This is a genomic window from Streptomyces albireticuli (assembly GCF_002192455.1).
GTDB lineage: Bacteria > Actinomycetota > Actinomycetes > Streptomycetales > Streptomycetaceae > Streptomyces > Streptomyces albireticuli_B.
The window spans coordinates 915,615-928,113 of sequence record NZ_CP021744.1; the positions used below are offsets into that span (position 1 = coordinate 915,615).

Below are 12,499 nucleotides of genomic sequence, written 5' to 3' on the forward strand. Positions count from 1 at the left end.
CCCCGCCGGTGCCGGCGCGCGCTCAGTCCGGCCGGTTCTCCGCCCTGGCCAGACCCGAGTGGCGGTAGGAGTACGCGAAGTACACCACCAGACCGACCGCGAACCACATGGCGAACCGCAGCCAGGTCTGCCACGCCAGATAGGTGATCAGCCAGATCGACGCGGCCACGCCGATCGCGGGCACCAGCGGCACCGCCGGGCAACGGAAGGCCCGCGGCAGCTCCGGCCGCTTGTAGCGCAGGATGATCACGGCGGTGCACACCACCGCGAAGGCCAGCAGGATGCCGATGTTGGTCAGCTCCGCCGCCTCGCCGATCGGGACGAAGCCGGCGATCGCCGCGGACGCGAAGCCGACGATCCAGGTCACGCGCGTCGGCACGTGGCGGGTCGGGTGGGTCTTGGCGAACCAGTGCGGCAGCAGCCCGTCCCGGCTCATCGAGAACCACACGCGGGTGACCCCGAGCATGAAGGTGAACATCACCGTGAGGATGCCGATGATCGCGCCCACGGCGATGACGTCCGCGAGCCAGCCCAGCCCCACCGACTTGAAGGCCGTGGAGAAGCCGCTCTCCTTGTCGATCTCCTTGTAGTTCTGCATCCCGGTCAGCACGAGGCAGGCCAGCACGTAGAGCACCATCGAGATCGCCAGCGAGTACAGGATGGCCTTGGGCATGTGCCGCTGCGCGTCCTTGGACTCCTCGGCCGCCGTGGACATCGCGTCGTAGCCGAAGACCGCGAAGAACACCGTGGCCGCGCCGGTGAACGCGCCGCTCACCCCGAAGGGGAAGAACGGCTCGTAGTTGGCCGCCTTCACATGGAAGAAGCCCACCACGACGACGACCGCCACCACGAGCACCTTGAGGACGACCACGACGGTCTCGAAGCGGGCGGCGTTCTTGATGCCGAGGGTCAGCAGATAGGCGATCAGCAGGCACAGCACCGCCGCGAACAGGTCGACCCGGTGTCCGTCGCCGGTGCCCGGCGCGCCCAGCATCCACCGCGGCAGCTCGGCGCTCATCTCGTTGAGCAGGAAGTTGATGTAGCCCGAGATGCCGATCGCCACCACCGCCACGATCGCGGTGTACTCCAGCAGCAGGTCCCAGCCGATGAACCAGCCGGCCAGCTCACCGAGGACCACATAGCCGTAGGTGTAGGCCGATCCGGCGCGCGGGATCAGGCCCGCGAACTCGGCGTACGAGAAGGCCGCCGCCGCGCTCGCGACGCCCGCGATCAGGAACGAGATCAGCACGGCCGGGCCCGCGGTGCCGTTGGCGATGGTACCCGCGAGGCTGAAGATGCCCGCGCCGATGATGCCGCCGACCCCGATCGCGGTGAGCTGCCACAGCCCCAGCGTCCGGGTCAGCCGTTCGTCCGCATCGCCCTCCTCGATCGTCTCGATCGGTTTGCGGCGCAGCACGCCGTGACCCGCCCGGAGCCCAGCCATGTGGTGTCCTCTCGTCGACCCTGACGGCCGGTCATCATGGCGGAGCGGGGGCGGCGACGGAAGCCGCCGCCCCGCGCCGGGCCCGCCGGTTCAGCCGATGGCGGGCGCCGCGTCCCGGCGGCCGGTGCCCCAGTCCGACGGGGAGTCACCGACGGTGAAGTCCAGGCGCCGGCCCTCCGTCAGCTGCTCCGTCGTCAGGAACGTACGCCCGTACGGGGAACCGTCGAGCCGGGCCGACCGGATGTAGCGGGCGGTGGCCGAGGTGCCCGGCGCCGTCACCGTGAAGCGCCCGTTCGGGTACCAGTCCCGGTCCAGCCGCAGGTCGACCCGGTCGAACACCGGGGTACTCAGCCCCCAGGTGTCCCCGCCGGGCTGCACCGGGTACACCCCGATCGCGGAGAAGATCATCCAGGCGGACATGGTGCCCAGGTCGTCGTTGCCGGTCATGCCGGTGGGCCCGTCCGTGAAGAGGGTGAGCGCCGCGTGCACCACGTCCGTGGTCTGCCACGGCCGGCCGGTGGAGAGGTAGGTGTACGGGGCGATGAGGTCCGGCTCGTTCTGCGGGTTGTACTTGTCGGCGTTGTAGTAGTCGTACGGGCCGTGCACCCACACCTCGCGGGCCGTCCGCGCCGGGTCCTTCAGCAGCCGGTCGTAGGCGAAGAAGGAGTCGAGCCGGCGGTTGGCCGCCTCCCGGCCGCCGATCAGCTCCACCATCCCGGGCAGGTCCTGCGGCACCAGCCACTGGTACTGCCAGGCGGTGCCCTCGTGGAAGCCGACGCTCTTCGCCGGGTCGGCCGGCCCGGCGAAGGAGCCGTCGGCGCCCCGGGCCCGGAAGAAGCCGGTGCTCGCGTCGTACAGCTTGCGGTAGTTCCGCGACCGGGCCGTGTAGCGGGCGGCGTCGGCGCGGTGGCCCAGGCCCTCGGCCATCTCGGCGAGCACCGCGTCGGCGAGCGCGTACTCCAGCGTCGCCGAGGCGCCCTGGTGGAAGTCGGAGTCACCCGGCTTCCGCTTGGGCCGGCCGGGCAGGTAGGGGACGTAACCGTCCCGGATGTACTCGGCGTTGCCCTCCCGGCCGACGCCGGGGTTGCCGGGCGGCGGCACGCCGTCCGCGTTCCTCCGCAGGATCCGGTACGCCTCCTCCTCGTGCCCCTTCAGCAGCCCGTGCTGGTAGGCGGTGGTGAGGAACGGGGTCACCGGGTCGCCCGTCATGATGTTCGTCTCGACCGTCCCGTAGCCCCACTTGGGCAGCCAGCCGCCGTCGGTGTCGACCCGCAGCACCGACAGCGCCATGTCCCGCGCCTCACGCGGCGCGAGCAGGGCCAGCAGCTGCGCCTGGGTGCGGTAGGTGTCCCACAGCGACCAGTTCTGGTAGTAGGTGAAGCCGTCGGCGCGGTGCGTCCGCTGGTCCCAGCCGGTGTAGCGGCCGTCGGCGTCGCTGCCGATGTTGGGCGAGAGGAAGGCACGGTAGAGCGAGGAGTGGAAGACGCGGCGCAGCGTCCGGTCCCCGCCCTGGACCCGTACGTCGTCCAGGCGCTCCGCCCAGGCCTCGCGCGCGGCCCGCTCCGTGCGGTCGAAGCCCCTGTCCTCCGCGCGCAGGTTGCCCGCCGCGCCCGCCGCGTCGACGTAGCTGATCGCGGTGGTCGCCTCGACGGTGCGGTCCCGGGTGGTGTCGAAGCGCACCCAGGCGCCGTTGCGGCCGGTGCCGGAGGAGGTCTTGGAGCCCGTGGTGACCTGGTCGTCCTTCCAGGTGCCGTAGGCGGCGAACGGACGGTCGAAGCGGGTCAGGGTGTGCACGGTGTACGGGCGGGTGTCCTGGCAGAAGCCGCGGCCGGTGATCGTCGAGCGGACGGTGCGGGAGTCCACGACCTCGACGGAGGTGCTGACCGTCCGGTGCAGCGACTGCCCGGTGTTCAGGAGCACGTTGGCCTTGTCGGTGGCCGGGAAGGTGTAGCGCTGGTGGCCGGTGCGGCGGCCCGCCGTCAGCTCGGCGGTGACGCCGCCGTAGGAGGACAGCTTGACGCGGTAGTAGCCGGGGCGGGCCGTCTCGTCGGTGTGGCTGAAGTCCGCGGCGTAGCGTCCGTAGTCGGTCTGCTTCACGTCGCCCGTGGTGGGCAGCACGGGCAGGTCGCCGCCGATGCGGCAGCCGACGCCCGACAGGTGGACGGTGCTGAAGCCCCGGATGCGGCGGTCCTTGTAGTCGTAGCCGGTGCTGTGCCCGGTGTCGGGGGAGAGCTGCACCATGCCGAAGGGCACGGCGGCCCCGGGGAAGGTGTTGCCCTCGTTCTGGGTGCCGATGAAGGGGTTCACCAGGTCCGTGGGGACCTCGGCCGCGGCGGCGGCCGGCGGCGGTGGTACGAGCGCGGTGCCGCCCAGCATCGCCGCGAGGGCGAGCGCGACGGCGCCGACGCGCGGCCGCAGGTGACCTCGGTGCGAAGCCCATCCGGTGCATCTCATCGTCCACGCCCCTCGTATGACGCGTCATCCGATCTGACATCGTTGTCAGCGCCGAGGGTATCGAGAGGGGGACTCCCTGTCATGATGCCTCGCTCGCCAGGTGTGGCGACGGCGGCCCCAGGGCTCCCTCGCCGCGCCCTGGCACAGCGTGCGGCAGCGGGTCCGTGGCCGGGCTCACAGCGCCCGGGGGCGGTGCCCTCCCGGGCCTGTGGGAGGCTGCCGGGGACCCGCTTCCCGTCCCCCGGGCACGGGTCCCGGCCCGGCCGGACGACGACCTCACCGAAACGGAACGACTCGCCCATGCGCCTTCGCGAACTCGCCTCGGTCGGCCCCTTCTTCGCCCTGCGTACCGAGGACACCGGCTCCGTGGACGCCGCCGGCTACCTTCCGCTCGGCGAGGAGGCGGTGCGGGCCCGGGTGGCGACCGTGTCGGAGCGGCTGGGGACGGAGGACCGGCGGGTCGCCGCGTCCGTCGCCTTCCAGGGCATCGCGGGGCGGCTGCTCTCCGTCGCCCTCGGCTCGGCCGTCCTCACCGGGCGGGTCCCCGACCTCTCGTCCGGGCGGCTCGGCTGGCATCCCGCCCGGACGGCCCCGGAGGACCTGTGGCTGCCCCGGCCGGAGGCGCTGCCGCCCTCGGACGACGCCGCGGGCCTGATCCGCGAGCGGGTCCTGCACGGGCCGCTGGCCCTCCTGCACACCGCCACCCGCGCGGCCGTCCCCGTCTCGGGGCGGCTGCTGTGGGGGAACGCCGCGTCCTCACTGGCCGGTTCGCTGCGGGTGCTCCACACGTGGTGCCGCGCACAGGACCGGCCGCGGGAGGCCGCCCGCGCACTGGCCCTGGCCGGGGAGATCCTGGACGACCCGGTGCTGCGCGGCACCGGCACCCTGAGCGCCGGGGGCCCGGGTGGCCCGTCCTTCGTCCGGACCACCTGCTGCCTGTACTACCGGGTGCCGCCCGGCGGCATGTGCGGCGACTGCGTGCTGCGGCACGCGCCACGGGCCCGCTGAGGGGCCGGGGCGGGCGGCCACTCCCGCGTGGAGAGGACGCCCAGCACATAGGCCTTGGCCACCAGCGCGGTGCGGTTCGGCACCCGCCAGCGCCGGGTGAGCCTGGTCAAGTGGTAGTTGACGCCGTCGACCGTCAGGCCGACGGCCTTGCCGATGGCCGCGGTCGTGGCCCCGGCCGCCGCCAGCGCCAGGATGTGCCCCTCGACGACGCTGACCTCCGCCATCGGCTCGGCCTGGCGGGGCACGGTCTCGGACCGTACGCGCAGCACCGCCAGCAGCATCGGGCTGGCCGGGAACGCGTCGCCGACCGGGTCGACGAGCAGCTCGCCCTCCCGCTCGACGCCGTCCGTGCCCACCAGCCAGCGCACCTCGATCGGGTGCCGGGGCCGGCGGCCCAGCCGCAGCGCCTCGATGTGCCGGTCGAGCCTGCCGGGCGCCCTGGGCCGGAAGAGCTCGTGGAGGTTCCGGCCGCGCAGCCGCACGGGCGCCGTGCCCCACTCCGCGGCCATGGCCGGGTTGGCGACCGTGACCTCGCCGTCCGCCCGGCAGACCGCGATCGGGGTCGGGATCCGGTCGAGCAGCAGCAGGAAATGGTTGCGCCAGCTGATGAACTCTTCACTGCCCACGCTCGTACCGGCCCCTCGCTCGTACCCGTGCCCGTCCAAGGGCCCGACCAGTTGCTTGCCCGTCGGGCCGCGCGTGGGAGCGTCACGCCCCCAACCACTGCACAATCGTGCAGTTATGTAGATGAGCGGCGACGGCGGCGCGCGGAGGTGTTCGGACGCCGCGCGGACCGGCTTGGCCATGACCTCTCGCTCCGTGACCTCTCGCTCCGTGAACGGGAGCGGGTCGCACGGACCCCCGCCCGGGTGGGCGGGCGGATCGCCCGGGTGACGGACCCCTGGCCGGGACACCGGTGACCTAGGCCGCCGGCACGGCCGACTCCCGGGTGGCGTAGATGTCCCGGAGCCGGACGGACAGGGCTTCGTACGCGGCGTTGGCCCTGGCTCCCAGGGCGCCGGAGTCGACCGCCTCGTCGCGCAGCACGCTCGCCGCGGCCATCGTCAGCGCCTTCTCCGCGGCGTCGGCCAGCGCCCGGACGTCGTCCGCCAGGATGAAGCCGATCTGGGACCGGAGGGCGTCGAGAGCGGTGTCCGACGCGGCGGACGCGTCCAGCATCGGCTGCCGGTAGGTCTCCGGCGGCGCCGCCGGGTCCTCCCGGATGCGCGACCGGTAGTGCCGCCGCGCCGAGACGAAGGCGTGGAGGGAGGTCACGGCGTTCCGCAGCAGGGTGTTCACCTCGACGAGCTGGGTCAGCTCGAACATCTCCCGGCGCTCGGCGACCGTCTTGTACCGGTCGGCCACCCTGGCCAGCGCTTCCCGCCGGGCCTGGGAGCGGTTGTTGACGAAGCCCATCGTCACCACCGTGGCCTGGCCGATCAGGATCGACGCGACGGTCGTGAACCATCCCCAGCCCCCCGAAACCATGCCAGCAGTCTAGATATCCGGGTGCGGGCCGGAGAAGCGCCGACCGCACCCCTCCGGGGCACGGCGGCCCGGCCTCGCGCCCGCTACGGCCGGGTGCGCGCCCCGGCCGCGCCACCGCCTGCTTCCGGCGGGGCCTGCCGGTGGTGGGCGACGGCCCGGCCCGGATCACCGTCGGTCGTGGCTCCGGACGAGCCTGTCAGCGCCCGCGTGAAGGCGTGCCGCGGAGCCGTCAGAACCTCCGTGGCCGGGCCCTGTTCGACGATCCGGCCCGCGTCCAGGACCGCGATCCTGTCGGCCAGGGCCGCCGTGTCCAGGTCGTGGGTGATCAGCACGAGCGCCGGCCCGTCCGGCTCCCGGGCGAGGTCCGCGAGCAGGCGCAGGATGCCGCGCCGGGTGACGGAGTCGAGGCCGGAGGTGACCTCGTCGCAGATCAGCACCCGGGGCCGGGCCAGCAGCGCGCGGACCAGGGCGGCGCGCTGGAGCTCACCCCCGGAGAGCCCGCCGGGCCGCCGGCGCGCCGTCTCCTCGGTCAGCCCCACCCGGCCGAGCGCGGCGACCGCCTCCTCCTCGGCCGCGCCCGGCCCGACGCCGCGCAGCCGCACGGCCGTGCGGGCGACCTGGTCGAGTACGGGCCGGTACTCGTCGAAGGCGGCCCGCGCGTCCTGGAAGACGTACTGCACGGCGGCCAGCCGCGCGCGGTCCCGCTGCCGCAGGCTGCGCGGCAGAGGGGCGCCGTCCAGCAACACGTGGCCCTCGTACCGGGAGTGCAGCCCGGCCAGGCAGCGGGCGAGCGTGGTCTTCCCGCTTCCGGACCGGCCGACGACGGCCAGGCACTCCCCCGCGCGGACGCTGAGAGAGGCGTCGCGCAGCAGGGCGGGGGTGCCCCGGTGACGGGCGGTGACAGCGCGGGCTTCGAGGACGGGGGCGGGTGGGGTGCCGGGCGCGGTGCCGCGGGCGGGGACGGGGCCGGGCACGCTGCCGGGGGTGGGAGCCGGGGCAGGCGCAGTGCCGTGGAAAGGAGCGGGACCATCTGCGGAGCCGCCGGCGGAGGCGGGGACCGCCGCGCCGCAGACGGCAGGAGCCGGGGCAGACACACTGCCACGGGCCGGAACGGCGGCAGCCGCGCGGCCGCGGGCAGAAGCGGGATCACCTGCGAGGCCACCGACGGAGGCAGGGCCGTCCACGCTGCCCCCGGCAGGCACGCTACCGGGAGCGGAAACCGGGGCAAGCGCACTGCCACGGACAGGAGCGGGACCACCTGCGGAGCCGCCGGCGGAGGCGGGGACCGCCACGCCGCAGACGGCAGGAGCCGGGGCAGACACACTGCCACGGGCCGGAACGGCGGCAGCCGCGCGGCCACGGGCAGAAGCGGGATCACCTGCGAGGCCACCGACGGAGGCAGGGCCGTCCACGCTGCCCCCGGCAGGCACGCTGCCGGGAGCGGAAACCGGGGCAAGCGCACTGCCACGGACAGGAGCGGGACCACCTGCGGAGCCGCCGGCGGAGGCGGGGACCGCCACGCCGCAGACGGCAGGAGCCGGGGCAGACACACTGCCACGGGCCGGAACGGCGGCAGCCGCGCGGCCGCGGGCAGGAGTGGAGCCGCCGACGGAGGCAGGGCCCGCCGCGCCGCCGTGGACGGAAGCAGGGTCGTCCGCACCGGCACGGGCAGGCGCGGTGGCCGGGCGGGATTCGCCTTCCCCCTGGGCTCCGGCGGTGGGTTCGTCCGGCGTCCCGAGCAGTTCGCGGGTCCAGGGGTGGCGCGGGCTGAGCCACAGCTCCTCCGTCGGGCCCGACTCGACCACGCGGCCGGCGCGCATCACCAGGACCTCGTCCGCCAGTTCGCGGACCAGATCGAGGTCGTGGCTGAGCAGGAGGACGGCGACGCCCCGGCGGGCCACGGCGGCGAGTTCCCCGGCGACGCGGCGGCGGGTGAGGGCGTCCAGACCCGTGGTGGGCTCGTCGGCGACGACGGTGCGGGCGCCGAGGAGGAGGGCCTGGGCGAGGACGACACGCTGCTGCTGGCCGCCGGAGAGCTGGTGCGGGTAGCGGGTCAGCACCTCCTCCCCGTCGGGGAGCTGGGCGGCCGCGAGCGCCGCCAGGACGCGCGCGCGGCGCGCCGCGCGCCGGGCGCGCCGGGGCAGGTCCGCCGTTCCCGCCCGTGCGATGTCGGCGAGCAGCGCGCCGACGCGCCGCGCCGGGTTGAGGACGGACGCCGGATGCTGCGGTACGTAGCCCACCGGCCCCTCCGCCACCCGTACCTCACCCGTGACCCGCGCGCCGTCCGGGTACTCCCCCAGCAGGGCGAGGCCGGTCGTCGTCTTGCCGCTCCCGGACGCGCCGACGAGCGCCGTGACCCGGCCGGGCCGGGCGGTCAGGCCGACACCGTCGACGACGGCCCGTCCGCCGATCTCGACCCGCAGGTCCCGGACTTCGGCCACGGCGTCGGTGCCGGCGGAGGCGATGCGGCCGGGGCCGCCCTCGGTCCCGGCCACGGCCACGGCGTCGGCCGTGCCGGTGCCCCTCCTCTGTTCCCTCACCGTCGTTCTCCCTTCCGCGCCGTCGACGTCCCCGCGTCGCACAGCAGGTTCACGCCGACCGTCAGCGCCACGACCAGCAGCGCGGGCACCACGACCGCCCACGGCTGCACGGACAGGCCGGTGCGGTTGCGGTCGACCATCACCGCCCAGTCCGCGGCGTCGGCCTCCACGCCCACGCCGAGGAAGGCGGCCGTGGCGACCAGGTACAGCGCACCGGTGAGCCGTACGCCCGCGTCGGCGGCGAGCGTGCGGACCATGGACCGGGCGACGTAGCCCACGGCCATCCGCCACCACGTCTCGCCCTGGGCTCGCAGGGCCTCCACCGCCGGGCGGGCGGCGGCCTCGGCGGCCCTGGCCCGGACGATCCGGGCGGCGTCGGGGACGTTGACGAGCGCCACGAGCACCGCCAGTCCCGCCGTGCCGGGCCGGTACACCGCCGCTACCAGCAGCAGGAGCAGCAGCGACGGCACGGCCAGCAGGACGTCCAGCGGGCGCATCAGCGCCTCCTCCAGCCACGCCCGGCGGGTGAGCGCCGCGGCGAGGCCCAGCGGCAGGGCCACCGCGTAGGCGAGCGCCGTGGCCGCCACGGACACGGCCACGACGGACCGGCCGCCGAGCAGCACCTGCCGCCGGACGTCCCGCCCCACGAAGTCGGTGCCGAGCCAGTGCCCGCCGCCCGCCGTGAACGACACACCGCGCGGGCCCTCCGCGCCCGCGAGCCACGGGCCCAGCAGCGCGAGCAGCAGCGGCACACCGGCGAGGGCCGCGCCGAGCAGGAACCGGCTCCGGGCGCGGAGCACGCGCGGCACGCGGAGGGCACGCCGCGTACGGAGGACACCCGGCGTGCGGGCCGCCGCCCTCATGCCGCCACCCCCGCCCGGGGCGCGAAGCGGCGGGCGACCAGGTCCGCGCCGAGGCTGAGGACGACGGCGACCAGCCCGAAGACCACGGCGAGGCCCTGCACCACGGGCACGTCCCGGGCGGCGACCGCGTCGACGAGGACCGTGCCGAGCCCGGGGATCGCGAACAGCGCCTCCACCACGATCACACCGCACAGCAGCCAGTCGGCGGTCCGCGCGAGCTGCTGGGCGGCCGGGGCCACGGCGTTGGGCAGGGCGTGCGCCCACCGCACCCGGGCGCCGGGGACGCCGTACCGGCGGGCCTGCGCGGCGTACGGGGAGGCCAGCGCCTCGGCCATGCCGGCGCGGACGAGCCTGCCGAGCGAGCACACGGGCCGGGAGAGCAGCACGAGGACGGGCAGGACGAGCACCGCCGGGTGGGCGAGCAGGTCGGTGCCGTAGCCGACGGCGGTCGGCGGCAGCCAGGCCAGGCGGAGCGCGAAGACGGTCACGAGCAGGATACCGAAGGCGAATTCGGGCATCGCGTACACCGCGAGCGTCACCGCGCTGACGGCCCGGTCCACGGGCCCGCCCTCGTACCGGGCGGCCAGCACGCCCAGCCCGACGCCGAGGGGCACCAGGAGGACGAGGGTCAGTACGGCCAGCAGCAGCGTCGGCCCGGCCCCGGCGGCGAGGGCGTCGGTGACCGGCCGCCCGGAGGCGAGCGAGACGCCGAGGTCGCCGTGGAGCAGGCCGGCGGCCCAGTCGGCGAGGCGTTCGTGCGCGGGCCGGTCCAGGTGCAGGGCCTCGCGGAGCGCGGCGATGCGGGCGGGGTCCGGGTCGTCGCCGGCGAGGGCCACGGCCGCGTCGCCGGGCAGCGCCTCGGTGAGCGCGAAGACGAGCAGGACGACGCCGGCCGTCTGGGCGAGGCCGAGCAGGAGCCGCCGGGCGATCCAGCGGTTCACGCGAGCCACACGGTGTCGAAGCGGGCCCAGTCGAGGGTGTTGGCGGGGGCGTCGCGCGCGACGCCGCGCACCCGGCGGCCGGTGCCGACGATCCAGTCGGCGAAGCCCCAGACCAGGAAGCCGCCCTCGGTGTGCAGCCGGCGCTGCATCCGCTCGTAGAGCCCCGCGCGTTCGGCGGTGTCCTTGGTGGACTGGAGGCGCTGGTAGAGGTCGTCGAAGTCCTTGTGGCGCCAGTGGGTGGCGTTGGTGGTGGAGCCGGTGAGCAGCCGCTGGGAGATGTGGGCCTCGATGGGCATGGCGCCGGAGCGGTAACTGGCCAGGGTGCCGGAGTCGAGGATGTCCTTCCAGTAGCTGTCCTTGTTGCCGGTGCGCACCTCGACGGTGACGCCCGCCTTCCTCGCCTGGTCGCGGAAGATGCCGGCGGCCTCGGTGAATCCGGCCGCGACGGGCGAGGTGTCGAGGGTGACGCGGAGGTCGTCGGCGCCGGCCGCCTTGAGGAGGTGGCGGGCGCGGTCGAGGTCCTGCGTGCGCTGGGGCAGGCCGGCGGCGTAGTGGGCGTAGCCCTTGCCGAAGAGGTCGTTGCCGATCTCCCCGGCGCCGGACAGCGCGCCGTCGACGAGCTCCTTGCGGTCGGCGATGAGGAAGAACGCCTCGCGGACGCGCGGGTCGTCGAACGGTGCCCTGTCGGTCTTCATGGCGAAGCCCTGCATGGCGCTGTTGCGCAGCCGTACGATCTCGATCCGGCCCTTGCCCTCGTGGGCCCGGGCGGTGGTGGGGTTGAGCTCGTGCGCGTAGTCGACCTGGCCGCCGAGGAGGGCGCCGACGCGCGCGGACTCCTCGTTGGCGACGACGAATTCGAGTTCGTCGAGGTGGGGCGCGCCGTCCCAGTAGGCGTCGTTGCGGCGGAAGCGCGCGGAGCGGCCGGGCGTGAAGGACACGAAGCGGAAGGGCCCCGAGCCGACCGGCTTGTCGAAGCGCTCGGCGCCCTTGGGGACGATGTACGCGCCGAACGCGGCCAGGACGTTGGGGAATTCGGCGGTGGGCCGCTTGAGCCGGAACTCGACGGTGCGGGGGCCGGTGGCACGGCTCGCGTCGAGGTCGATGGGCTCCAGGGAGGCCTTGGCCCGGAACGCCTTCTTGGGGTCGGCGATGCGGCGGTAGCTGAAGAGGACGTCCTCGGCGGTGACGGGCCTGCCGTCGTGGAAGGTGGCCTCGCGAAGGGTGACGGTCCACCGGTCGAGCCCGGGGCCGGCCGCTTCCCAGCGCTCGGCCAGGCGGGGGCGCGGGGTCATGTCGGAGCCGTAGTCGGCGAGCTTGTCGAAGAGGGCCTTGGCGCGGGCGGCGTCGGCGAAGAGGTTGCTGAGGTGCGGGTCGAGGGTCTCGGCGGCGCCGCCGCCGGCGAAGGCGGCGCGGAGGCGGCCGCCGCGTTTCGGCTTGCCCTTGTCGTCTGCGGGTGAGGGGCCGGTGCCGGGGCCGCAGGCGGCGAGGGTGAGGGTGGCTATGCCGGCGCCGGCGGCGGTGAGGAAGGTGCGGCGGGGGGTGGGGTGCATGGCGCTCCTTGTTCGTGGGGTGGGGGTGGGGGGCGCGGGCGCGGGTGCGGGTGCGGGTGCGGATGTGGATGTGGCAGGTGGGGGTGGGTGGGGGGCCGCTGCGTGGGGCCTTGTCCCCACCCCGCCCCTTCCCGATACCGGGGCTCCGCCCCGGACCCCGGTCCTCAAACGCCGGACGGGCTGAGTGGTTGCCCGGAACCGGGCGGAAAGC

General features: G+C 75.0%; 9 protein-coding genes. 1 reads left to right on the forward strand and 8 read right to left on the reverse strand.

The annotated features are described in order from the left end of the window. Positions 1-22: 22 nt before the first annotated feature. Complete coding sequence (locus SMD11_RS03990; RefSeq protein ID WP_087925103.1) at positions 23-1,444, reverse strand: amino acid permease; 1,422 nt, start codon at positions 1,442-1,444, stop codon at positions 23-25. A gap of 90 nt (positions 1,445-1,534) precedes the next feature. Then, entirely contained in the window at positions 1,535-3,820 is a 2,286-nt protein-coding gene (locus SMD11_RS03995; protein WP_087930272.1) for a GH92 family glycosyl hydrolase, read from the reverse strand. A 378-nt stretch (positions 3,821-4,198) separates the two neighbouring features. Here SMD11_RS03995 and SMD11_RS04000 point away from each other — a divergent pair, with 378 nt between their 5' ends. Further along, on the forward strand, positions 4,199-4,906 hold the full coding sequence (locus SMD11_RS04000) for a (2Fe-2S)-binding protein (RefSeq protein ID WP_087925104.1): 708 nt from the start codon (positions 4,199-4,201) through the stop codon (positions 4,904-4,906). Here SMD11_RS04000 and SMD11_RS04005 read toward each other — a convergent pair. The 6 genes from SMD11_RS04005 to SMD11_RS04030 form a co-directional block, all read right to left on the reverse strand. After that, positions 4,840-5,532, reverse strand: coding sequence for a PAS domain-containing protein (locus SMD11_RS04005; RefSeq protein ID WP_234365881.1), 693 nt, complete (start codon positions 5,530-5,532; stop codon positions 4,840-4,842). The genes SMD11_RS04000 and SMD11_RS04005 overlap by 67 nt on opposite strands. A 295-nt stretch (positions 5,533-5,827) precedes the next feature. Beyond that, positions 5,828-6,394 carry a hypothetical protein gene (locus SMD11_RS04010; RefSeq protein WP_087925106.1) on the reverse strand — a complete coding sequence of 189 codons (567 nt, stop codon included), beginning with the start codon at positions 6,392-6,394 and terminating at the stop codon, positions 5,828-5,830. An 83-nt stretch (positions 6,395-6,477) separates the two neighbouring features. Continuing rightward, complete coding sequence (locus SMD11_RS35275) at positions 6,478-8,859, reverse strand: ATP-binding cassette domain-containing protein (RefSeq protein WP_234366343.1); 2,382 nt, start codon at positions 8,857-8,859, stop codon at positions 6,478-6,480. A 71-nt stretch (positions 8,860-8,930) separates the two neighbouring features. Then, positions 8,931-9,743 carry an ABC transporter permease subunit gene (locus SMD11_RS04020; protein ID WP_418952405.1) on the reverse strand — a complete coding sequence of 271 codons (813 nt, stop codon included), beginning with the start codon at positions 9,741-9,743 and terminating at the stop codon, positions 8,931-8,933. A 50-nt stretch (positions 9,744-9,793) separates the two neighbouring features. Further along, positions 9,794-10,738 (reverse strand): ABC transporter permease, encoded by a 945-nt coding sequence (locus SMD11_RS04025; RefSeq protein WP_418952406.1) that lies wholly within the window; start codon positions 10,736-10,738, stop codon positions 9,794-9,796. Beyond that, on the reverse strand, positions 10,735-12,288 hold the full coding sequence (locus tag SMD11_RS04030; protein ID WP_087925108.1) for an ABC transporter substrate-binding protein: 1,554 nt from the start codon (positions 12,286-12,288) through the stop codon (positions 10,735-10,737). Before SMD11_RS04030 ends, SMD11_RS04025 begins: the two co-directional genes overlap by 4 nt. Between the last annotated feature and the right edge of the window lie 211 nt (positions 12,289-12,499).